Source organism: Streptomyces sp. NPDC048606, from assembly GCF_040650855.1.
GTDB lineage: Bacteria > Actinomycetota > Actinomycetes > Streptomycetales > Streptomycetaceae > Streptomyces.
This window is the reverse complement of sequence record NZ_JBEZIB010000053.1, coordinates 19502-41970: the sequence shown is the minus strand read 5'-3', so window position 1 is coordinate 41970 and position 22469 is coordinate 19502. Positions and strand designations below refer to the sequence as shown.

The 22469-nt window shown below is 75.1% G+C and carries 18 protein-coding genes; 11 read left to right on the top strand and 7 right to left on the bottom strand.

Going from position 1 to position 22469, the window contains the following annotated elements; all coding sequences use genetic code 11:
- The first annotated feature begins 670 nt into the window (after positions 1-670).
- The 3 genes from AB0D01_RS36450 to AB0D01_RS36440 all read left to right on the top strand — a co-directional run bounded on the left by AB0D01_RS36450 (position 671) and on the right by AB0D01_RS36440 (position 4774).
- Positions 671-2170, top strand: coding sequence for a TfuA-like protein (locus AB0D01_RS36450; RefSeq protein ID WP_363063086.1), 1500 nt, complete (start codon positions 671-673; stop codon positions 2168-2170).
- The gene (locus AB0D01_RS36445; RefSeq protein WP_363063084.1) at positions 2167-3387 is read left to right on the top strand and encodes a YcaO-like family protein; all 1221 of its coding nucleotides are present in this window, start codon (positions 2167-2169) and stop codon (positions 3385-3387) included. Before AB0D01_RS36450 ends, AB0D01_RS36445 begins: the two co-directional genes overlap by 4 nt.
- Before the next feature lie 130 nt (positions 3388-3517).
- Entirely contained in the window at positions 3518-4774 is a 1257-nt protein-coding gene (locus tag AB0D01_RS36440; protein ID WP_363063082.1) for an MFS transporter, read from the top strand.
- Between the two features lie 68 nt (positions 4775-4842).
- Here the strand turns inward: AB0D01_RS36440 and AB0D01_RS36435 are convergent, their stop codons facing one another.
- The gene (locus tag AB0D01_RS36435; RefSeq protein ID WP_363063080.1) at positions 4843-6114 is read right to left on the bottom strand and encodes a methyltransferase domain-containing protein; all 1272 of its coding nucleotides are present in this window, start codon (positions 6112-6114) and stop codon (positions 4843-4845) included.
- Between the two features lie 354 nt (positions 6115-6468).
- Positions 6469-7725, bottom strand: a complete 1257-nt coding sequence (locus tag AB0D01_RS36430) for an MFS transporter (protein WP_363063078.1) — start codon at positions 7723-7725, stop codon at positions 6469-6471.
- 126 nt (positions 7726-7851) lie between these two features.
- On the opposite strand from AB0D01_RS36430, the gene AB0D01_RS36425 reads away from it, so the two are divergent.
- Positions 7852-8796 carry a LysR family transcriptional regulator gene (locus AB0D01_RS36425; protein ID WP_363063076.1) on the top strand — a complete coding sequence of 315 codons (945 nt, stop codon included), beginning with the start codon at positions 7852-7854 and terminating at the stop codon, positions 8794-8796.
- A gap of 205 nt (positions 8797-9001) precedes the next feature.
- Positions 9002-9550, top strand: a complete 549-nt coding sequence (locus AB0D01_RS36420; RefSeq protein ID WP_363063074.1) for a DUF1062 domain-containing protein — start codon at positions 9002-9004, stop codon at positions 9548-9550.
- A gap of 99 nt (positions 9551-9649) precedes the next feature.
- On the opposite strand, the gene AB0D01_RS36415 is transcribed toward AB0D01_RS36420, so the two are convergent.
- Both AB0D01_RS36415 and AB0D01_RS36410 read right to left on the bottom strand, forming a co-directional pair.
- A complete protein-coding gene (locus tag AB0D01_RS36415) occupies positions 9650-10342 on the bottom strand; it encodes a hypothetical protein (protein WP_363063072.1) in 693 nt (230 codons plus the stop codon).
- 81 nt (positions 10343-10423) lie between these two features.
- Positions 10424-10546 carry a hypothetical protein gene (locus AB0D01_RS36410; RefSeq protein WP_363063070.1) on the bottom strand — a complete coding sequence of 41 codons (123 nt, stop codon included), beginning with the start codon at positions 10544-10546 and terminating at the stop codon, positions 10424-10426.
- Here AB0D01_RS36410 and AB0D01_RS36405 point away from each other — a divergent pair.
- Entirely contained in the window at positions 10545-11492 is a 948-nt protein-coding gene (locus tag AB0D01_RS36405) for an ornithine cyclodeaminase family protein (RefSeq protein WP_363063068.1), read from the top strand. The genes AB0D01_RS36410 and AB0D01_RS36405 overlap by 2 nt on opposite strands.
- A 142-nt stretch (positions 11493-11634) precedes the next feature.
- On the opposite strand, the gene AB0D01_RS36400 is transcribed toward AB0D01_RS36405, so the two are convergent.
- Positions 11635-12261: a TetR family transcriptional regulator gene (locus AB0D01_RS36400; protein ID WP_363063066.1), complete on the bottom strand. Its 627-nt coding sequence runs from the start codon at positions 12259-12261 to the stop codon at positions 11635-11637.
- A 178-nt stretch (positions 12262-12439) separates the two neighbouring features.
- On the opposite strand from AB0D01_RS36400, the gene AB0D01_RS36395 reads away from it, so the two are divergent.
- The 3 genes from AB0D01_RS36395 to AB0D01_RS36385 all read left to right on the top strand — a co-directional run bounded on the left by AB0D01_RS36395 (position 12440) and on the right by AB0D01_RS36385 (position 15558).
- A complete protein-coding gene (locus AB0D01_RS36395; protein ID WP_363063064.1) occupies positions 12440-13210 on the top strand; it encodes a VOC family protein in 771 nt (256 codons plus the stop codon).
- A gap of 80 nt (positions 13211-13290) precedes the next feature.
- Positions 13291-14172 (top strand): GNAT family N-acetyltransferase, encoded by an 882-nt coding sequence (locus AB0D01_RS36390; RefSeq protein WP_363063090.1) that lies wholly within the window; start codon positions 13291-13293, stop codon positions 14170-14172.
- A gap of 180 nt (positions 14173-14352) precedes the next feature.
- Entirely contained in the window at positions 14353-15558 is a 1206-nt protein-coding gene (locus AB0D01_RS36385; protein ID WP_363063062.1) for a winged helix DNA-binding domain-containing protein, read from the top strand.
- Positions 15559-15573: 15 nt separating this feature from the next.
- Here AB0D01_RS36385 and AB0D01_RS36380 read toward each other — a convergent pair whose 3' ends face one another.
- Positions 15574-16461 carry an NAD(P)-binding domain-containing protein gene (locus AB0D01_RS36380; protein ID WP_363063060.1) on the bottom strand — a complete coding sequence of 296 codons (888 nt, stop codon included), beginning with the start codon at positions 16459-16461 and terminating at the stop codon, positions 15574-15576.
- A 223-nt stretch (positions 16462-16684) separates the two neighbouring features.
- On the opposite strand from AB0D01_RS36380, the gene AB0D01_RS36375 reads away from it, so the two are divergent.
- Together AB0D01_RS36375 and AB0D01_RS36370 are read left to right on the top strand one after the other, a co-directional pair.
- Positions 16685-20263 (top strand): BTAD domain-containing putative transcriptional regulator, encoded by a 3579-nt coding sequence (locus tag AB0D01_RS36375; protein WP_363063058.1) that lies wholly within the window; start codon positions 16685-16687, stop codon positions 20261-20263.
- A 265-nt stretch (positions 20264-20528) separates the two neighbouring features.
- The gene (locus tag AB0D01_RS36370; RefSeq protein ID WP_363063056.1) at positions 20529-21230 is read left to right on the top strand and encodes a 2-phosphosulfolactate phosphatase; all 702 of its coding nucleotides are present in this window, start codon (positions 20529-20531) and stop codon (positions 21228-21230) included.
- Between the two features lie 11 nt (positions 21231-21241).
- On the opposite strand, the gene AB0D01_RS36365 is transcribed toward AB0D01_RS36370, so the two are convergent.
- Positions 21242-22279, bottom strand: a complete 1038-nt coding sequence (locus AB0D01_RS36365; protein ID WP_363063054.1) for a PP2C family protein-serine/threonine phosphatase — start codon at positions 22277-22279, stop codon at positions 21242-21244.
- Between the last annotated feature and the right edge of the window lie 190 nt (positions 22280-22469).

Here is a 22469-nt window from a genome sequence, read left to right as displayed (position 1 = left end):
TCCGGGGTGTGGCGGCCGGGTCGCGGTCGGGGTGGGGGGGGGCGGGGGGCCGGGGGGCGGCGGGGGGGGGGGGGGGGGGGGGGGGGGGCCCCGGGGGCCCCCCCCCACCGGCCGTCACTCGTCGGTGTAGGACGCCGACTCGTGCGCGATGGTCGTCGGTACGGCCTCGTCGAACAGGTCCTCCGACGCCTCGATGGCGTTCTCGGTGTTCATGACGTTTCCTCCCTCGATAATTGGCGCGAAGCAGCTCGAAATGGCGTGTGACTTCGCATCGGGATGCCCCCGAACGGGCCGCGATGGAGCGTGACCGCCGGGCGGCTCGACACTTCGAACGTAACAACGGGATGTCTGCGGGGTCAACGGCCTAATCCCTCGGGAGCGCCTTTCGGACAACCGTGGAGATGATCAAGAAAACCCTCCCGGGTCGGCGGTTCCGGTAATTCGACGGGCGCCGATTTCTTCTTCACTGATTCTCCGCACGAGCTCCTCGGCCCGTCCGGATCGCCGGTCTACAGTGCCGTGTCGCAGATGTGCGCTATGGGCCGGTTCCACCTGTTGGTGGCGATATTTTGCCCGTATCCATCCCGTGCCTCCCCCGCTACGCTGCCCCCCGACGCGGCCGTCCGGCCGAACCGTCGAACCGTCGGAGGAGTGGAGGCGAGAAAACCGGATGACCGTCCACGTTTTTGCGGGGCCGACCCTCGGGGCAGCGGAAATTCTCGGAGAAATTGATGACTGTATCGTGCACCCACCGATTCGCCATGGTGACCTTTTCTGCCTCGGTGTCCGGCCCCAGGATTTCGTCCTCATTATTGACGGCCTTTACCACGGACACGAGCCGGTGCGGCACAAGGAAATACTGGACGTGATGAACAGCGGTACCGTCGTGATCGGGGCCGCCAGTATGGGTGCGTTACGGGCGGCCGAACTGCATTCCTGCGGAATGCGCGGCGTGGGCCGCGTCTACGCCATGTACCGCACCGGCGAGATCGACGCCGACGACGAGGTCGCCGTGGCCCACGGCGAGCGACCGGACGGCAGCGCCTTCAGCGAGGCCCTCGTCGACATGCGCCACGCGCTGCGCCTGGCCGGCGCCGAGGGCGTGATCGACGCGGCACAAGCGGAAGCGCTCCTGGAGGTGGCGCGGACCCTGCCCTACCTCCGACGGTCCTGGCGCGCCGTCACGCGCGAACTGGGTCCGCGGGGGGAGGTGTTCCCCCCGGACGCCGTCCTCGCCGCGGCGGCCGAACGGGTCGGCCGGTTGGCCGGCGCGCGCCCCGAGGAGGTCTCGCTCAAACGGCGGGACGCCCGCGAGGCGCTGCGCCACGTCCGCGCGTTGTACGCCTCCCACCCCAGGCCGGCGGCCGTGGCGGGCACGTGGACCGACGGTTGGGAGACCGCCTGGCTCCACCGCTGGCGCGGACGGTTCACCGGCGAGCGCACCGCCGCGGGCTTCGTCAGCCTCGCCGCCCGCTTCGACTATCAGCGGCTGTTCGGCGCCGACCAGCGCGCGCGCCGGCGCACCCAGGTGCTGGCCGCCGTGTCCGGCCGCCCGCCCGGCACCCCGGCGCGCGTGCTGGAGGACGAGGCGCTGCGGGCCGCCGCCCGGGAGGGGCTGGACGCGGGCTCACTGAGCGACGAGGCGATCCACGCCTGGGTTCCGGAACGGGAACGCGAGGAACTGGGCGAACGGGAAGCCATGCTCACCCTCCTGGTCCGCTCGGCCCGTCTGACGGCCGACCTCCGCGACCCCGCCACGGTCCGACTGCTCCTTCCGGAATCCGCGGTTCACCACACCGAGATCTCCGCGAGTCTGGCGATGAACCAGGCCGTCGCCCGTTCCGGATATTCCAGGAACCCCGACCAGTTGAAGAAATCGGTTCTCCGTCTCCAACTCGCACAGGCCTGGCAGTTGCGCGGCGATTGCAGCACGGAGGTACTCGACGCCGCCGCCCGGGACCGCGGATTCACGTCCGCACACGAAGCCGAAGAGGCCCTGCGGCCCTTCTTCCTGAGGCGCCATCGGGAGACGGGCGAAGACCGCGCGACCCCGGAATCCACCGAGCGTCCCCGGATGCGGGAGCACGCCGAACTCCGGGAGCGACGCGAAGCCGGGGGAGCGCGTACGGCCCGGCGGGGCGAGCCCGCCCGGAAGGGGGAGGCCTCGTGAACGCCCGCCCGTCCGCCGCCCCGACCGGGCTCAAGGTCTTCACCGCCGGAACCCACCGGGTCCGCCCGCCCGCCGAGACCTGGGAACTGGTGCGCCGTCGCCTGCCGGAGTACGGGATCACCCGCGTCGCCGACGTCACGGGCCTGGACGTCATCGGCATCCCCGTCGCCGTCGCCGTACGCCCCCTCTCCCGCAGCCTGTCGGTCTCCCAGGGCAAGGGACACACCCCGCTCCTCGCCCGCGTCTCGGCCGCGATGGAGTCCATCGAGATGTGGCACGCCGAGTTCGCCTGCCCGCCCGCCGTCCACCATCGCACCCCCGCCTCGGCCCTGCGGCCGCCCTACGCCCTCGACCTGCTCGACCGGCACCCGGGCAGCCTCCTGCACGACGGCACCCCGCTCGACTGGGTCACGGCCACCGGCACCCTCGGCGGCGCCCGCGTCCCCGTACCGCGCGACTGCGTCCGCCTGGGCAGCTCGCGGCCCGGCCACTGGCGGCCGCCGGGGCTCACGGTCACCAGCAACGGCCTGGCCTCGGGCAACACCTTCGAGGAGGCCGCGCTGCACGCCGCGTACGAGGTGATGGAACGCGACGCCCTCAGCCGGCTCGCCGCCGTCCCCGGCGACCCCCGGGTGACCTTCCGCGCCGAGACCGTCGAAGACCCCCTGTGCACCGAGCTGATCGAGCGCGTCACCCGCGGTGGTGTCTTCCTCGACCTGGCCCTCGTCCCCAACCGCTGGGGACTCCCGTGCTTCGCCGCCTTCGTCTGGAGCGAGGACTTCGCCCTGCTCACCGCCGGATCCGGCGCCCACTCCTCGCCCGGAGTCGCCCTCGCCCGCGCCATCACGGAGGCGGTCCAGAGCCGCCTCACCCTCATCAACGGCACCCGCGACGACGTCACCGCCGTCTACGCGCACGCCCGGCGCGGGGTCACCGCACGGCCCCGGCGCGACCCCGGGGCCCGCGCCCACCACGAACTGCCCGCCGCCACGACACCGGACTTCACCGACGTCGGGGTCGAACTGCGCTGGGCCTGCGCCCGACTGGCCGAGGTCACGGGGCAGGAACCACTGGTCGTCGACCTCGGCACCACCGAGGACTTCTCGGTCGTCAAGCTCATCGCCCCCGGCCTGCGGGCCGGCGCCCGCCACGCCGTCCCCCGCCCCGACCACCCGGAGCACCGACCGGAGCGCCCCCCGGGACCGCCAGCCCGCTAAGGCCTGTCGTCGAACTCCCGCCTGCCCTCCGGGCGACGACAGGAGTTCGACGACAGGCCCCGGGAACCGGCCGCGCACCGCCCCCTACCCGCCCCGCCCGCACCACCCGTACCCGCACCGCAGGAGCCAGATGACCACCGCCCGAACCGCCGAGGCGACCGCCACGGCCTGGCGCACCCCCTACATCCGCTACGTGACCGGCCGGGGCATCTCCACCGCCGGAACCAGCCTGGTCAACGTGGTGCTCGCCTTCGCCGTCCTGAGCACCGGCGGCGACGGCCTCTCCGTCGGCCTGGTCCTCGGCTGCACCGTGACCACCCAGACCCTCCTGCTGCCCGTGGGAGGCGTCCTCGCCGACCGGTACGCGCGGCGCGCCCTCGTCGTCGCCGGGAACGCGCTGCTCGCCGTCGTCCAGGGCCTGATGGGGGCCGTCCTCCTCGCCGGCCCACCGCGGCCGGCCCTGTGGATGTTCCTCGCGGCGGCCGCCACCACCGGGGCCACGGCCGCCGCCGTCCAACCCGCCTTCCAGGGACTCATCGTCCAACTCGTGCCCGCCCGCGACCTCCAGAGCGCCAACGCCGCCCTGCGCCTGGTCCTCAACCTCGCCCGGATCGCCGTCCCCGGCCTCGGCTCCCTGCTCGGCGCCGCCTTCGGCTTCGGCCCCGTGCTGCTCGTCGCCGCCGCAGCCTTCGCCGCCTGCGCCCTCGTCCTGGCCGGCCTGCCCACCGCGTCCACCCCGGGGCCCGGGCGGACCACGGGCTTCTTCGAGGGCGCCCGCGAAGGGTGGACCGCCTTCCGCAGCCGGCCGTGGATGTGGGGCTACGCCCTCTCCGGAACCCTCGCGGTACCGCTGTGGATGGCCGGATACCAACTCCTCGGCCCCCTCGTCCTGTCCGACCGGCCGAACGGGGCGCAGCACTGGGGCTGGGCGGTGTCGGCGTTCTCCGCGGGGATGGTGCTCGGTTCCCTCGTCGCCCTCCGGTGGAAGCCCCGCCGCGTGATGCTCGCCTGCGTGCTCGTCCAGCTCGTGTGGCCCCTGCCGCTCGCGGCCCTCGCGTACGGCGCGGACCTGCCCGGCCTGCTCGCCGCGATGCTGGTCAGCGGATCCGCCCTGGAACTGGCCGTCGTGTTCTTCGAGACCGCGAAGCAGCAACACGTACCGGAGGCCCTCATCGGCCGGGTGACCTCGCTGACCATGCTGGGGGAGACCGCCCTGGTCCCCCTCGCCTACGTCCTGGCCGGCGGGACGGCGGACCGGGCGGGCTCGACCACCATGATGTGGGTCTGCTGCCTGGGCATCCTCCTCGCGACGGTGGTGCTGCTCGCCGTGCCGGGCGTCCGCCGGCTCACGTCCGCGCGCGCGGGGGACGGCGCGCGGGTGAGCTGACGATCCGCCCGCGGACGCGGAGGCCCCCCCGACACCCCTGCTCGTCCTGCGCTTCGAGCGCTTGCGCGTCAGCGACGACACGAGGTGGGGCCGGGGCCCCCGCCGGAGCCCGGGGCGCCGGGTACGGCGCGGGCCAGGAAGTGGCCGGGGGCGTCCTCGTACTCGTCGAGGTGCCAGCCGCTCCGCTCCAGCGCGGGGCGCAGGTTGTGCTCGGCGAGGAGGTCGTCGGGGTCGAGCGGGCGGTGGTGCCGGGCGGCGCGTTCGGCGCGTCCCGAGGGGTGGAAGAGCAGGAGGGCGCCGTCCGGCGCGGTCACGCGGGCCCATTCGCGAAGGGCGGAGTCCGGGTCCGGGAGGTGGTCGAGGAGGCCCGCCGAGAAGACGCCGTGGACGCGGCCGTCGGGCAGCGGGAGCCTGGTGCAGTCGGCGGCCAGCAGGTGCCCGTGGCGGGCGCGGTCGTGCCGGGCCGCCGCCGTCAGCATGGCCGGGGTGACGTCGATGCCCAACACCTGCCCGGCGGGGCCGACCTGGCCCCGCAGCGCGGGCATCGCCCGTCCCGTGCCGCAGCCGAGGTCCACCGCCCGCCCGCCGGGCGCGAGCCGCATGCGGGCGACGGCGGCCTCGTAAGCGGGGGTCTGATGGGCGAAGCGCTCCTCCCACGCGTCCGCGCGGCGGGTGAAGAACGCCCGGGTGGCGGTGTGCTCGGCGCGGGCGGCCACGAGCGCCCCGAACCGGCCCAGGAGCTCCTCCGCCCAGGGATCGAGGGCGGTCCCGGCCCCGGGATTGCCCCGCTTACGGAGACGAACGCCCCACGCGCCGGGGCCGAGGCGGAACGCCTGCGGCGGGAAACCGTCGCGGGAGAGCAGGACGACGGCTCCGGCGGGCAGGTCCACGGGCGCCGGGTCGGCCCGGATCCCCTGGGGCGGCAGCGGCATCCCGGAGAACAGCGGGTCGGCTTCGGCGGCCGGTCCCGCCACCACGGGGCCGGGGCCGGATTCGGCTTCGGCTTCGGACTCGGGGGCGGATGCCCGGTCGGGGTCGGGCCCCGCGGCGGGTCGCGCGCCCGGACCGGGGTCCGTCACGGTATCCGCGCCCCCGAGCAGCAGGCGCGTGCCGTCGCCCCACGCCAGCACCGGGACCTCGGCGGCCAGGGCCTCCCGTACGAGGCGCCGCGCGCCGTTCGGCTCCCAGGGCCCCGGTCCGCCCCACACGACCACGCCCTCGACCCCGGCGAGGTCCCCGCGCGGCAGGTCGAACGCGGTGTCCAGACCCGCTCCGGAGAGCGCCCTCACCACGGCGGGCCGAGCCCGTTCGGACGGGTGCCCCAGGACGTAGACCGCCATTTCCCACTCCTCACCTGCGAGCCGAATCGACGTATTCGATGGGCATCCAGGTAAGAATGCGCCTCGATGTGGCGCATATGCCAGACCATCTCCGATGCTGGGATGGAGGGGGGAGGGGGTGTGGCGGCGGCGGAGGGCCCGCGCGCGCCGAACACCGCTGGTCGGCGCGCGAGGCCTCCTGTCGGCCGCCCCGTGGCGGGAAGGAGCCGCCCTTCCGTCCGGGGTCCGGCCGCAGGCGTCAGTCAACCAGGAGTGCTTCCCGGGGGTGACTGGATCCGGACACGGAATCCGGCCGGTGCGGCCCGGTCGGAAACGGTCGATCGTCCAAGAGCGCGGTCCGCCGGAGCCACCGGGTCACCCCCGGGAGCGGTCGCCGAGCCGCCGGGGGAGCAGGAGCGGGGTCGCGAGCAGCAGCGCGCCGGCCAGGCCGATCGCCGCGCGCGGACCGAGCAGGGCTCCCCACAGGCCCCAGAGCGCCGTCAGGAGGGCGGTCGTCGCCTTGGCCGTCACCGCCCAGGCCGCCAGGGTGCGGGTGACCCGGTCGTCCGGGGTGCGTTCGAGACGGTAGGCGGCGTGGACGGGGTTGAAGACCCCGCAGCACAGGACGAGGCCGAACTCGACGCCCACCACCAGCAGCAGACCGCCGGTACCCGGTCCCAGGAAGACCAGGCCGACGGGCCAGAGCGCGCGCAGGGTCCCCGACGCCACCAGGACCCGGTCGCGCCCGAACCGGGCGGCGAGTGGTCCGGCGAGCCGGGCCCCGAGCAGCCCGCCGATCGAGGGCAGGGCGAAGGCGAGCCCGTACTGCCAGGGCGCGAAGCCCAGCGGACCGAGCATGAGGACCGCCATCAACGGTTGCGTGGCCATCACCAGGCCGTTGAACGTCGTGGTGTTGAGGAACAGCGGACGCAGGGCGGCGTCGGCGAGGACGTACCGCCAGCCCTCGAACAGCTCTCCGGCCCGCCCACGGGCACCTTTCGCACGTCCGGCGCGTCCGGTTCGCGCGGCGCGTCCGGGTCGTTCGGGTCGGGCCTCGGGCCCGCCCGAGGCGTGGACGGCGAACGCCGAGAGCAGCTGGCCTGCGGCGTCGGCCACCACGGTCGCCACCGGGCCCAGGAGGGCGATCGCCGCGCCGCCCAGCGGAGGTCCGACGATCGCCGTCGTCCACGTCGTCGATTCGAGCCGGGCGTTGGCGAGGAGGAGCTCCTCGGCCGGCAGCAGCGCCTTCAGGTACGCGCCCGAAGCGGCCCGGAAGGTGATGTCGGCGGCCGAGACGACGACCGTGACCAGCAGGAGCTGCGTGAAGGTGAGCGCCCCGAGCGCGAAGGCGGCGGGCACCGTCAGCAGGGCCGCGCAACGCGCCAGGGCCATCGTGATCAGCACCGGCCGTTTGCGGCGGAACTCCGCCCACGGGCCGAGCGGTACCGCCACGACCGCGCCGACCGCGACGCCGGCGGCGGACAGTGCGGCGACCTCGGCCGGCCCGCAGTCCAGGACCCGGATCGCGATCAGGGGGAACGCGCCGAACGCGATCCAGGTGCCGAGCGCGCCGGCCCCGTACGCCGCCCACAGCCAGGCGAAATCCCGCCCCGGGCGTCCCCCGCTCCCCATGCCCGACACCCCTCACCCGTACAACCGGTCCGCGATCGGAGCCATCAAAGCGAGCGCCGCGACATGGGATCAAACAACCATCCGAGCCTTGGCCACAACCGTTGGTTGTACGACTAGGCTGCGGGCATGGACCTCGAAGCCGTCCGGACCTTCGTCGCCGTCGCCGACGCGGGGCAGTTCAGGGAGGCCGCCGTCGAGCTGGCCGTCACCCAGCAGGCCGTCTCCAAGCGCGTCGCCGCCCTGGAACGCCACCTCGGCGTCAGATTGTTCACCCGCACCCCGCGCGGCGCCGTGCCCACCATCGACGGGCAGGCGTTCCTGCCCCACGCCCGCGAGCTGCTTCGCGTCGCCGAACGCGCGACCGCCTCCGTCCGCGCCGGCCGCCGCCCCCTGCGCGTCGACATCATCGCCTCGCGCGGCGCCGCCGCGGGGCTGATGCGCGCCTTCCACCGCACCCACCCCGACGTCGAGTTGGACGTGCTGATGCTGCTCGACATCGAGACGGCCGTCGACGCCATCCGGTCCGGAGAGATCGACGCCTCCTTCCGCGCCGTCACGGCTCCCGGCCGGCCCCTGCCCGAGGACGTCAGGGCCGTACGGGTCCTCGACGAGCCGCTCCAGCTCCTCACCGGCCCGGCGCACGCGCTCGCCGGCGCCCGGTCGGTGTCCCCGGCCGGGCTCGTGGGGCACCGGATCTGGATGCCCGGCATCGTCCCCGGCTCCGAATGGGCCGCCTACTACGACGACCTCGTCGCCGAGTTCGGCCTCACGATCGAGGCGACCGGCCCCAACTTCGGCTCCGACGCGCTCCTCGACACGATCGCGGACACCCCGGCCCTGGCCACCTTCATGGGCGCGCACACCCGCCTCGTCTGGCCCGCCGACCACGGCCTGCGCCGCATCCCGGTGACCGGACCCACCCCCGTCTACCCCCACTCGCTGCTCTGGCACCGCGACAACCCCCACCCCGCCCTGGCGGCGCTGCGCGCCCACCTCGCCGCCGCCGCGGCCGGACTTGACGGAGCGGGCACCTGGGTGCCGGGCTGGGCGGCCCCCCACCCGACCGCGTGAGACGAGGGCGCCCACTGGAGAGCTCCGCGAAAAACCGGTGGTGCGCCGCCGTCGTGCGCCGCTACGGTGCTGCCCGTCCGAGCCGTCGAGCCGAAGGCATGCCGTTGTACACCGTGTGAGACCCCCCGAGTGATGTTCAGCGCGTCGCGCCCTTGCGCCGCGCTGCTTCCTGCTGCGGACTTCTCACTGGAATCGGTGTATCCCTTTGCTCAAGACCTGGGTGGTCGCTGCCACCTGCCTGCCGCTCGTCGTCCGTCGTTGCCCCGCCTGCGCGAGCCGGCGCTTTCGGGCGAGCGGAAAATTCCGCGTCAACGCACACCACAAGTCCATCGACGCCTGGCTCCTCGTGCTCTGCACCGGGTGCGGGGACACGGCGAAGCTCACGATCTTCGAGCGGACGAACGTGCGCTCCGTACGCCCCGAGCTGCTGGACCGGCTCCACGGCAACGACCTCGACCTGACGGCCGAGTTGCTCCGTGACCCGGCCCTGCTGCGCCGCAATCGCGTCGCCCTCGACTGGGAGGGCGCCTGGAGCCTCGACACCGACGGAACGCGGGTTCCGTCGGACGAGGCGCTCGACGTCACGGTCCGCTTCGCCGCGCCGGTTCCGGTCCGGCCGGTCCGGCTGATCGCCGAAGGGTGCGGGCTCTCGCGGGCCGAGGTCGAGCGGCTGATCGCGGAGGGGAGGATCGTTTCCCTGGACCGGCTGGACGGCCGGCTCGCGGGTGACTTCTCCTTCACGCTCAAGCGCTGACCGCGTCCGTCCGCGCCGGGGCCCGTCCTGCGAGATCCGCCGGACGGCCCCCGGCCCGGGCGGCGTTCGCCCGGGCGGCCGTCTCCGTACGCCTGCCCGTCAGGCCGGGTCGACGGTGACGACGCGGCTCGGGTCCGTGGTGTCGTGCACGGCGTAACGGGCCGAGATGGTGGCGCTGGTGATCGACGTGGCGCAGAAGAAGGAACCCTCCAGCTTCACCGGGATCGCCGCCCGGTCCAGGGCGACCGCCGGTTTCGGCCCGCCCTCCCAGAGTCCCCCCGCACCGGCCGGGCCGGTCGGCGCGGCGGTGGCCGTGCAGGCCAGGAGCCCGCTCGTCTTCAGCACGAAGCCCCGGGCGGGGATCGACAGCCGGGCCGTGCTCGGATCGCCGTGCTGGAGCGACACCTGCCAGGGGCCGCTGTTCTCGTTCGTCTCGACCGTCACCCGCAGGCCCGGCGCGTCCGTGGTGCAGTCCTCGAAGACCGGGGGCGCGATGCGCAGGGCGACGGGACCGGCGGCGTTGGCCTGACCCGGAGCGGCGGGGATCACGTTGTCGCGCGTCTTCGACGTGGCGCACGTGACGACGATCGGCCCGGCCTCGAAGACCACCGGCCCGGAGGCGACGGCCGCGAAGCGATGTCCGGCGGGGGACACGGACGTGCCGGCGCCGGCGACGCCGCCGGAGGCCTGCGCGGCCGTCGGGACGAGGGCGGTGGAGGCGGCGAGCGCCAGAACGGCGGCGCCGGAGACGAGGGAGGGGCCGGATAACCGTGAATTCTTCGTCATGATCATGATCTGAGCGTAAGAATTCCCGCCTCTGCCCCACAGGGCCGAAGGGCCTTTCGATGCGGTGCTTAGGTCCCGCCCGTCCGCTCACCTCGACTCCACCGCGTCGGGAGCGAGTTGCCCGACGTCCTCCCCGCCCGGGTCGAGCCGGGCGGCTTGGGGCGGCCTGTCGCCGACCGCGCCGGGGCGGCGTGAGAATCTGACGCGCATGACCCGGATCCTGACCCGCACCGACCTGCTGGAACTGCTGGAACCCGCCGAGTGCCTCAAGGCGTTGCGCGAGGGCTTCACCGTCGCCGCGGGCAGCGCCCTGCCGGGCCGGCGCGTGCGTACCGACCTCCCCTTCGCGGGCACGGCCACGGCTCTGCTGCCCGGGTTGCTCCCCGGGGTCGACGCCTACACGGTCAAGGTCAACGCGAAGTTCCCCGGCGCCACGCCCGCGCTGCGGGGCGTGATCTGCCTGCACAGCGGCAGGGACGGCGAGTTGCTCGCCCTCGTCGACTCCGCCACCGTCACCGCTTGGCGCACCGGCCTCGCCGCGGCCCTGGCCACCGACCTGATCGCCCGTACGGCCGGCGAAGGCGCCCGCACGGTCGGGGTGATCGGAGCCGGGGCCCAGGCCGAACTCACCCTCCGGGGCCTGGGTACGCTGCGCTCGTGGGACGCGCTCGTCGTCCACGACGCCGACGAGCGGCGGGCGGTCGCGTTCGCGCGGCGGCACGGCGGGAGCGTCGTGCCCACGGCCGCGGCGGTCGCGGCGGCGGCGGACGTGGTGGTGCTGGCCACCTGGTCGCGCGAACCCCTGCTGCGTCCGGCGGACCTGTCGCCCGGTCAGCACCTGACCGCGCTCGGAGCCGACGAACCCGGCAAGCGGGAACTCGCCCCCGAGGTGCTCGCCGACGCGAGACTGATCGTCGACGACGTCGCGCTCGTCACGGCGCACGGCGCGCTCGCCAACGCGGGACTGCCCTCCTCCGCGGCCGACGCCACTCTCGGGGAGATCCTGCGCGGCGAAGCTCCCGCACGCACCCACGGCCGGGAGGTCACCGTGTACGCCCCGGTCGGTCTGCCCTGGCAGGACCTGGCCCTGAGCCGGCTCGCCCTTCGTCGGGCCGAGGTGACGGGAAGGGGGATGACCCTCGACCTCCTCGCGTGAGTCGTCGGCGGTGACGAACCCTCAGGTGGCGCGCGTCCGCGGGTGTCGAGCTCGGCGGCGTACAGCAGGGTCGGATCGAAGCCCGTCGCGGTGGCCCACGGGTTCGAGGGGTCGTAGGGGTGGCGCGGTCGTCTCGGGGGTGTCAGAACGCGGGTTCGTCCAGGGCGGCGCCGAGCAGGGCGCGCACGTGGTCCGCCTCCGGGAGGAGCGCGACCTCGATCTCGTCGTCCGTACGTCCGGCCAGCGTGAGTTCCTGGATGCGCCGGAACAGCAGCCGGTCCGCCGCGGCGATCAGGGCGGCGGCGGCGCGGGGCGCGATGGCCGGGGCGTCCGGGGCGGCGTCCGCCAGGGCCGCGGCGAGCGCGGCCTCGCGCCGGTCGTGCAGTTCGCGGAGTCGGGCGGTGAGGGTGGGACTGTCGGCGACCATGCGGGCGAAGGCGGGCCCGGTGAAGCCGACGACGGGGCTGTGCTCCAGCAGGGCCGCGCGGAAGGTGCGTCCCAGGGCGGTGAGCGGGTCCTCGCCCCGGTCGCGCTCGGCGACGGCCTTGGCCAGGCCCTGGGTGAACACCTCGTGGTGGTCGAGGGCCAGGTCCTCCTTGTGGGCGAAGTAGTTGGTCACCGTCTTCTTGGCGACGCGCGCGGCGGCGGCGATCTCGGCGATGGTGGTCCGCTCGAAGCCCTGCTCGATGAAGAGCCTGGTCGCGCAGTCGGAGATCAGCTGCCGGGTTTCCTGCTTCTTGGACTCGCGGAGTCCCGTCTCGGTGGCCATGAAGAAATCTTACCTCCGTAGCAAAAATACTCTTGACCGGTTCGGGGGTCGGGGTTAAGTTTACGTCCGTCGCAAAATTCGTCCGACGGAACGGATCGGAGCCCCAGGGCTCCCCGCCGCTGCCGCCGGGCCGCCACCCGCGTCCTCAGGAGAGAAACTGAACGTCACCACCGCCACCGTGTCCCTCACCGTCGCCGATGTCGAAGCCTCCCGTGAGTTCTTCCACACCCACCTCGGCTACGAGGTCGCCATGGCCTTCGACGGCTTCGCGTCCCTGACCCGGGGCGACGCCGCCGCCGACGTCGTGCTGCTGCGCAGCGGCAGCGAGGTGCTCCCGCCCGAACAGCGGGACCGACTGGCCGGCGGCCTGATCTTCGCGCTCACCGTCACGGACATCGAGGCCGAGGAGGCGCGACTGCGCACGGCCGGCGCGCCGATCACCCTGCCGCTGCGCGAAGAGGCCTGGGGCGAGCGGCTGTTCCAGATGACCGACCCGAACGGGATCGTCGTCCAGCTCGTCGAATGGGTCACCCCCGACGAGCCCGCACAGGCCGCGTCCGCCGCCGACGCGCCCGCCCTGCTGGTCATCGCGCCGGACGCCGAGAACGTCACCGAGTCCCCGAACGCCCGCATGACCGGGCTGGCCGCCCCCAGTCGCGGCAGCACGGAACTCAGCACCTGGACCGTCGAGATGCGGGCCGGTCAGAGCGGCCCCGAGCACTCCGTCGACCGCGAGCAGGTCTGGACCGTGACCGCCGGCGCCCTGGAGGTCACCTGCGCGGGCCGTGCCGAGAAGGTCACCGCCGGTCGGACCTTCGTCCTCCCGCCGGAGGTGCTCCGCAGGATCCACGCCCCGGAGGCCGCCGAGGCCCACGTCGCCATGCGCGCCGACGGCGTGGTCCTCGTGCCCGGTACCGAGGGCACCCGGGTCCTGCCCTGGGCGCGATGACGGCCCCCACCCCGGCCGAACCCCGCCCCGAAGCACCCCACCCCTCGCACCCGCCCCTTCCCTCCCGCACCGGAGACCTCTTGTCCCTGCGCATCACCGCCCTGCCCGAACCCGACGCGACCCCCGTCGGCCGCCGCCTCGGCTGGACGGCCTCCGACGCGGACGGCGATCCCGTCGGGCAGGCCTCCCTGCGCCTGTTCGTCGAGGAGGGCCAACGCCACCTCGCCGAACTGGACGTCCGGGTGCCCCCGGCCGCCCGCCGCCGGGGCGCCGGCTCCCTCCTGCTCGACACCGCCGTCGCCGCCGCCCGCGAGGACGCCCGGACGTGCGTCGTCGCCCAGGCCGACGCGGATTCCCCCGGGGCCGCCTTCCTCGTCGCCAAGGGCTTCCGCGCGGCCCTGGCCCTGACCTACGCCCGGCTGCCCCTGGCCGAGGCCGACCGGGCCGCGCTCACCGCCCTCGCCGAGAGGCCGCACGCCGGCTACCGACTCGTCGCGTGGGAGGGGATGGTGCCCGACGAACTGGCCGACACCTTCGTGGCCTCGCGCCGCGCCATGGACGACATGCCGATGGGCGCCGTCTCCTACGGCACGGTGGTCTGGGACCTCGACCGAGTGGCGGCGGCGGTCGCCGCCGTCGCCGCCCGCGGGGACCTCCTGCACACGGTGGCGGCCGTCGACGCGTCGGACGGCTCCGTCGCCGGTTTCACCGAACTGGTGGTCCCCGGCAGCGGCACGGGCGACGCCCAGCACTACGGCACCGCGGTACTGCCCGAACACCGCGGCCACGGCCTCGCGCGGGCGATGAAGGCCGCCTCGATCCTTCGGGCCCGGCAACACCACCCCCACCTCGAAGGCCTGCTGACCGACACCGCGGACAACAACCCGCACATGCGACGCGTCAACGACGACCTCGGCTACCTCCCCATCCACACGGCCCACGAGTACCAACTCGACCTGTGACCCGTCACGGCCCCACCGCCGGGAGCGGGCGGTCGGGTGATCCACGCGCCCTCCGCGCCCCTTGAGGACTTCAGCTGTCCGCAAGGGGTTGCACCCTGGGGTGGTCGGCGCACCGCCGACCACCCGACGGAGAGGCGCGCACACCATGAACGGGTCCCGGAACGCACGCGGCGGCCGGCCGTGACCGCCCCCCGCCCCAGGATCACCGACGAGCAGCGGCGCGACCGCCTCGCCACCGCCCACCTGCTGACCCCCGCCGCGCGGGCGCAGACACCCGTACAGGTCGCCGACGCGCTCGTCGCCCTGCACGCCACGGACCCGGCCACCGTCCATCTCGCCGTGGCCGCCCGCACGAACGCCCCGACGCCCGCGGCACTGGAACGGGCCCTGTACGAGGACCGGAGCCTGCTGCGGATGCTGTGCATGCGCCGCACCATGTTCGTGGTGCCGCGCGAGCTCGCCCCCGTGGTCGACGGCTCGACCGCCAGGGCCGTCGCGGCCCGCGAGCGCGGGAACCTCCTGAAGGTGCTGGGGGAGCAGCACGGATACGGCGAGGACTGGCTGGCCGCCACCGAACGGGCCGTCCTCGAAGCCCTGGCCGACGCGGGCGAGGCCACCGCGACCGCGCTCGCGGAGGCCGTCCCCGCCCTGCGCACGCAGCTCACGGTCGCGCCCGGGAAGCCGTACGGTGCCACGCCCCGCATCACCACGCGCGTCCTCGGGGTGCTGGCCGCCCAGGGCCGGATCCGGCGCGGCCGCCCCCTGGGCACCTGGGCTTCCTCACAGTTCCGTTGGGCCCTCGCCGAGCCGCACCCCGACCTGCCGGTCGACGAGGCCCGCGTCGAACTCCTCGTCCGTCGGCTGCGCTCCTTCGGCCCCTCGACCGTCGAGGACCTCAAGTGGTGGACCGGCTGGACCCTCACCGACACCCGCCGGGCCCTGGCCCGCACCGGGGCCGTCGAGGTCGACCTCTCGCACGGCCCCGGCCACGCCCTGCCCGACCAGCTCGACCCGCCCGCGGCCGTCGAACCCGCCGCCGCCCTGCTGCCCTCCCTGGACCCCACGGCCATGGGCTGGCGGCACCGCGACTGGTACCTGGACCCCGCGCTCGTCCCCGAGCTCTTCGACACCAACGGCAACATCGGCCCCACCCTCTGGTGGGACGGCCGCATCGTCGGCGGCTGGGCCCAGCGTCCGGACGGCGAGATCGTCACCCGACCGCTCACACCGCCGGGCCGCTCCCGCGAGGCCCGCGCGGCCATCGCCACCGAGGCGGCCCGACTGGCCGACTTCCTCGGCGGGATGCGCTTTCGCCCCAGCATGCGCACCCCATTCGAACGGCGCCTGGCCGCCGGGGACCTCGAAGCCGGTCCCGACGCCCCCTGACCGGCGGTGCCGGGGTCAGTGGGCGCCGCGCAACGACTCCACCGCCCGCGACAGGCTCGACGAGGCGTGCCCCGCCGCCACCTGGTCGTCGAACAGCCGCAGCAGCGGGCTCAGGAGATCCGTGGAGAGCCCCTGCGCCTCGGTCGTGGCCAGGATGTCGCGCAGGCCCATCTGGTTGATCTCCAGGGTGGACGTGGTGGTGGCGTACTCGCCCCGGTCGATCTCCCCGGCGAACTCCGGCAGGGCCTGCGCGGCGGACGTCAGCCAGCGCACGAGCAGGGGGGTGACGGCCGAGGCGGCGATCCCCTCGGTCCCGGCGAGCGCCACCGCCTGGAAGAACCCCGCGAACAGCCCGTACATGCCGCTCAGGACGGCGGTGTCGTACACGGAGGACAGTTCGGGCGCCGCACCGACGAACACGCCCTCGCCGAGCCGGTCCAGGACCGGCCGGTGCGTCCGGTACGCCGCCTCGTCCCCGCTGTAGAGCACGAAGGCGGAGGCGGTGCCGACCGTCTGGGGCACCGCGTACACCGCGCCGTCCACGTAGGCGGCGCCCTGGTCGGTGACCCACGCGGCGAGCTCCCGGGCCGCCGCGGGGGTGCCGGTGGTCAGGTTGACGACCGTACGCCCGGCCAGCGCGCCCGCGGCCGGCAGGAGCAGTTCACGGACCGTGGCGTAGTCGAGGACGGCCACGACGACGAGGTCGGCGTCGGCGACGGCCGCCGTCGGGGAGTCGGCCGGGTGCGCGCCCCGGGCGACCAGCTCGTCGGCCTTCCCCTGCGAACGGTTCCAGACGGTGGTGCGGTGGCCGCCGTCGAGGAAGGCGCCGGCCAGTGCCCGGCCGAGGTTGCCCAGGCCGAGGACGCCGATGGTGAGGGGCCGGGTGGTGGTGTTCGCGTTCATGTCGCCTGTCTCCTTGGGAAGGGCCGTTCGGGAAGGTGGAGCTTGGAACGGGCACCACGATGCGCGGGGGCGCTGCCGGTCCGCTGTCGGTTCGCTGCCGGTCCGCTGTCCGTCGGCCGGCCCTCCGTCGCGGTGCGCCGTCGATCGCCGCACGGGCCGCTCCCACCCCCTGCCCCGCCCACCGCTGACGGTCCGTCATCACGGGCCCGTTAGGGTTGACGGCATGCGCATGGGGGTGTTGGGACCGCTGTTGTTGTGGACCGTCGACGGGGAGGCGGTGCCCGTGACCGGGGCGAAGGCGCGCCGGCTGCTCGCCCGGCTGCTCGCCGACCCCGGCCGGCCCGTCTCCGCCGACCGGCTCGTGGACAGCCTGTGGGGCGGACCCGACACCGAGGTCCCGGAGCACCCCTACGGAAGCCTCCAGGGCCAGGTGTCGCGCCTGCGGTCGGCGCTGGAACGGGCCGACCCGGGCCGTGGCCGCGAACGCCTCGCCCACGACCCCGGCGGCTACCTCCTGCGGGTGGCCGGCCCCGAACTGGACGCCCTGCGGTTCACGGAACTGCTCGCCGGGGCACGGGCCGACGGGCTCGGCGTCGCACCCCGGATCGGCCTGCTGGCCGAGGCGCTGGAGCTGTGGCGCGGGGACGCGTACGCCGGCCACACCGACGACCCCTCCGTACGGGCGGCGGCGCGCCGCCTGGAGGAGGAACGTCTCGCCGCGCGGGAGGAGCTGCTCGACCTGCGCGTGGCCTCGGGCGGACACCACGCCGTCCTGGGGGAGCTGGGGCAACTCGTCGCCGCACACCCCCTGCGGGAACGCCTGAGGGCGGTCCACCTGCGCGCCCTGTACCGGGCCGGCCGGCAGGGCGACGCCCTCGCCGGCTACGAGGACCTGCGCGACCGGCTCGCCCGCGACCTCGGGCTCGACCCCGGCCGGGAACTGACGGAGCTGCGCCAGGCGATCCTGCGTCAGGACCCCGACCTGGAGACCCGCTTCGGCCCCGCGGAGCCCCGCCGGATACCGCGCGACGCCCCGCACCCGACGCCCCGGTCCGCCGGGCCCGTCGCCGCAGCCCCCGTGACCGCCACGATCGCCGCCGGAGCCCCCACGGCCGCCGCCGCGCCCGCCGGCACCGTCGCCGGTGACGCCACCACCGACGACGGCGCCGTGCCCCCGACCGCCGCCGAGGCCACTGCCGCCGCCGCGACCGCCGCCGAGCCCACCGCCCCCGCGACCGTCGCCGGGGCCGTCAGCGCGCCGGCCGTCGCCGACACCGCCCGCGCCACCGCGACCCCCGCGCAGGCGGCGTCCGTCGTCCCGGGGACCGCGCCGCGCACCCCGGCCGGGGCGCCCGCAGGGCTCCCCGCACCCCTCACGCCCCTCGTGGGCCGTGCCCGCGACCTCCGCGCCGTGGCGGACCTGATGGCCCGCTCCCGGCTGGTGACCGTCACCGGCCCCGGCGGAGTCGGCAAGACGCGCCTCGCCCTCGCCTGCGCGGCGAACCCGGGACCGGACGGCCCCGAGGACGGGGCGCGGCTGGTGGAACTGGCCCCGCTGCCCGCCGGATCCACCGCCGAGGCCGTCGCCGAGGCGGTCCTCACCGCCCTCGGCCTGCGCCACCCCGAGGCGGGCCCCGACGCGACCCCCGCCCCGGACGAGGCCGCCGAACTCCTCGTCGGCGCCCTGCGCGAGCGGCGACCGCTCCTGCTCCTCGACAACTGCGAACACCTTGCGGACGGCGTCGCCGACCTGCTGGCCTCGATCATGCCGAGGCTGCCGGGACTGGCCGTCCTCGCCACCGCGCAGGAACCCCTCGGACTGGCCGGGGAGGCCGTCCACCCCCTGGCCCCGCTGGCGTCCCCGGACGCGGTCGCCCTCTTCACGGCACGGGCCGCCCTCCCGCCCGCCGCGCTCTCCTCACCCGAGGACGCCGCCGCCGTCACCGCCCTGTGCGCCCGGCTGGACGGACTGCCCCTCGCACTGGAGCTCGCCGCCGCCCGCGCCCGCGGCCTCGGCGTCCACGGCCTGCTGGCCGGCCTCGACGACCGCTTCGCCCTGCTGTCGCGCGGACTGCGAGGACTCCCCGAACGCCAACGGACCCTGCGCGCCGTCATCGACTGGAGCTGGGCGCTCCTCGGACCCGCCGAGGAAGCCGTCCTGCGACGGCTCGCCGTCCACGCGGGCGATGCCTCCGCCGAAGCCGCCCGGGCCTCCTGCGCCCGCCCCGACCTGACAGCGCCACGGGTCGCGGAGGTACTGGCCCGACTGGTCGACCGCTCCCTCGTGGTCCTCGTCGACCGGCCCGCGGGGCCCCGCTACCGACTGCCCGAGTCGGTCAAGCACTACGCGCTCGAACGCCTGCGGCAGGCGGGGGAGGAGGCCGACACCCGCGCCCGGCACGGCGCCCACCACCGCGAACTCGCCCGGCGGGCCGAGCCCCTGCTGCGCGGCCCCGGACAACGCGAGTGGCTGGCGCTCCTCGACGGGGCCGAAGCCGAACTGCGCCCGGCGGTCGAGGAGGCGTTGTCGCGCGCGGACGTGGTCACCGCCCTGCGCACGGCCCGCGACCTCACCCGCTACCGGCTGCTGCGCGGCCGTCCGGCCGCGGCGGGCCGACTCCTCGACGCCTGCCTGGCCGCCGAGCGCGACGCCCCGTCGGACCCGGACCCGGACCCGGTCGCGCGGGGCGAGCGGGCGGCGGTCCGCGCGACCGCCGCCGCGTGGCGGGCCGGCCTGACCCTGGGGGAGGGAGCCTCGCCGGAAGCCGCCGGGACCCCGCTCGACTCCGTACTGGCCGCCCTCGACGACCCCCTCGTCGTGACGGCCGACCCCCGGGCCCGCGCCCTGGCCCTCTGCTTCCTGGCGGCCGCGCAGATGGGCGCCGGGGACGTGGCCACCGGCGAGGAGATCACCCGGCGGGCGCTGAGCGCCTCCGAGGAACTCGGCGACCCCTGGGGCACCGCGTCGGCCCTCTGCGTGCGCGCCCGGCACGCCCTCGGGCGCGGGGACCTGGAGGCCGTGCGCGCGGACACCGACCGCTCGTTGCGCCTGTTCACGACGCTGGGCGACCGCTGGGGGCTGCTCCAGACCGTGTTCCCCCGCGCGGCCCTGTGCGAGATCGCCGGAGACCGCTCCGGGGCCGCCCGGCTGCACGGGGAAGGTTTGGCCCTCGCCGAGGACCTCGGACTGTGGACGGAGGCCGCCAAACGCCTCTGCGCCCTGGGCCGCCTCGCCCTCCTGGCCGGCGACCACGCGGCCTCGACGGAACTGCACGGCCGCGCCCGGACACTGGCCCGGGAACAGAGCCACCGCCCCACGGAGGCCGACGCCCGGATCGGCCTCGGACTGACGGCCCGGCGTACGGGCGACCTGGAGGCGGCCGAAGCACACATGGAGGCGGTCCTGGCCTGGTTCCGGGCCATCGGCTACGGCCCGGGCACCGCGCTGGCCCTGGCGGAGCTCGGGTTCGCGGCCGAACTGCGCGGCGCGTTCGCGCGGGCCCGCGACCTGCACGCGCGCGGGCTGGCCACGGCCCGCGAGCTGGGCGACGTACGGGCCGTGGCGCTGGCCCTGGAAGGCCTGGCGGCGACGGACGCGGCGGCGGGCGAGAGCGTACGGGCCGCCGAGCTCCTCGGCACCGCGCACGCCGCCCGCGCCACGACCGGAGCCCCGCTCCCGCCGGCCGAGCGGCACGACGTGGACCGGGCGTGGGCGTCCTGCCTGTCCGCCCTGGGCCGCGAGGCGGCGGACGAGGCCTTCGGCCGCGGGGCGGGCGTGACACCGGACGCGGTCCCGGCCTGAACCGACCGGCGCGGTCACCAGGGCGATCAACAGGCCCACGCCCAGGCCGGCCGCCGCCGATTGCCATTCCATCCGGCCCCCCACGCTCCATGCCGACCCGCCGACCCGCCGACCCGCCGACCCCCGCCCGCGACCGCCGCGGGAAACCCGGGCCAGCCCAGTCGGGCGCGGGGTCGGCCTGCCCGAACGGCGTTGCGGGCAGGCGTGCTTGTGAGGCGCGTCACCGTCCGCGTGCCACCGCCCGGGCATGCGTGATCATGGCTCGATGGACGCTCGTTTCCTCGGGATCCCCGAGCTGGTCGAAGCACCTTCCGTGGCGGTCGTCATCGACGTCATGCGCGCCTACACCGTGGCCGCCACGGCCTTTGCGCAGGGGGCGGAGAAGATCGTACTGGCCGCCTCGCTCGACGAGGCGCTGGCGCTCAAGGCGCGCAACCCGGACTGGGTGGCGCTCAAGGACGGCCCGCCGGCGCCGGGGTTCGACGCCGTCAACTCGCCCGCCCTGCTGCGGTCCGCGCGGCTCGACGGACGGACCGTCGTGCAGAAGACCACGGCGGGGACCGTCGGCGCCCTCGCCGTCCGGGACGCGTCGCTGGTGCTGTGCGCCGGCTTCGTGGTGGCCGAGGCGACGGCGCGGCTGCTCCGCGCGCGTGGCTGCGACAGCGTGACGTTCGTGGTCACCGGCGAGGACGGGCGCGCCGACGAGGACCTGGCGTGCGCCCAGTACATCGCCCGCCGGGCCGACGGGGTCGAGACGGACCCGGCCGGGTACCTGCGGCGCGGCGCCGCCTCGCGCGCCGCCTCCGAGCTGGCCGAGGGCGTCCGCCAGGGGGCCCATCCCGACGACGTCGCGCTCTGCCTGGAACTCGACCGGTTCCCCTTCGCCATGGTGGCGACCCGGGAGGAGGCGCTGATGGTCCTGCGGCCCCACGCCGTGCCCGCGCCGGGCGACGCCCCCTCGATCTGATCGAGGGCGCCTCAGGATTCGCGCAGGCGCACGGCGAGGGCGGCGATGTCGTCGTCGAGACGGCCCCTGCTGTGGTGCAGGAGGTCGCGGTGCAGCGCCGTGAGCAGGTCGCGCGGCGGTGTCGGGGGCTGTTGGCGCATCCATGTGGCCAGCGGGAAGAACTCGCCGTCGCGGGCGCGGGTCTCGGCGATGCCGTCCGTGTAGAGGAGCAGCAGGTCGCCGGGGGTGAACTCGAAGGTGTCGACGTTGTAGTGATCGCCGATCAGCTCCGCGAGGCTGAGCAGCGGTGCGGGGGTGTCGGGTTCCAGGACGCGCAGGGCGCCGGGGTTCAGGAGCAGCGGCGGCGGGTGCCCGCAGTTGAGGATGTGGATGCGTCGCCCCTCGTGCGGGATCTCGGCGAGCAGGGCCGTGGCGAAGCGCTCCAACGCCCCGTCGGGGGCGAAGGCGGCGTTGTAGCGGCTGCTGCTGGCGTCCAGCCTGCGCGCGATGTCGACCATGTCGGGTTCGCCGTACGCCGCTTCCCGGAACGCGTTGACGATCGCCGCCGCCGCCCCCACCGCGGGCAGTCCCTTGCCCCGCACGTCGCCGATGAGCAGCCGGATCCCGAACGGCGTGTCGACCACCTCGTAGAAGTCCCCGCCGATGCGGGCCTCCGCCGCCGCCGCGAGGTACAGCGACTCGATCTCGATGTTGCCGTAGCGGCGCGGCATCGGGCTCAGCACGACCTGCTGTGCCGCGTCGGCGACGAGCCGCACCTGGAAGAGGGTGCGTTCCCGCTGGAGCCGGACGTGGCTGCCGTACGCGGCGGCCACGGTGACGGCGATGATCCCCGCGCAGGTCCACCACGTGCCCAGGTCGGGGAAGACGAGGCTCAGGCCGATCATCAGGAGGAGGCAGACGGTGCCCAGCAGGACGGTGGGCAGGACCGGCCACATGGCGGCGGCCAGCGCCGGCGCCGCCGGCAGGAGGCGGCTGAACGCCATCTCCGGCGGGGTGGCGTAGGCCAGGCCGGCGATCACGACGGTCAGGATCACCGGTGACAGCCGCACGAGCCACCCCCGGCCGTAGCGCCGAGGGTGCCGCGGCCGTCCAGACTCGATCACATTTCCACCATAGCCGTGCAATACGGGCACAGCGCTCCGACGTTACGGAGACCGGGTCGCCGGCGACGTCGGGGAGGGGGTGGGGGAAAAAGGAAAAGCGAGGAGAAACATCTCCTCGCCACTCTCAAGATATAGC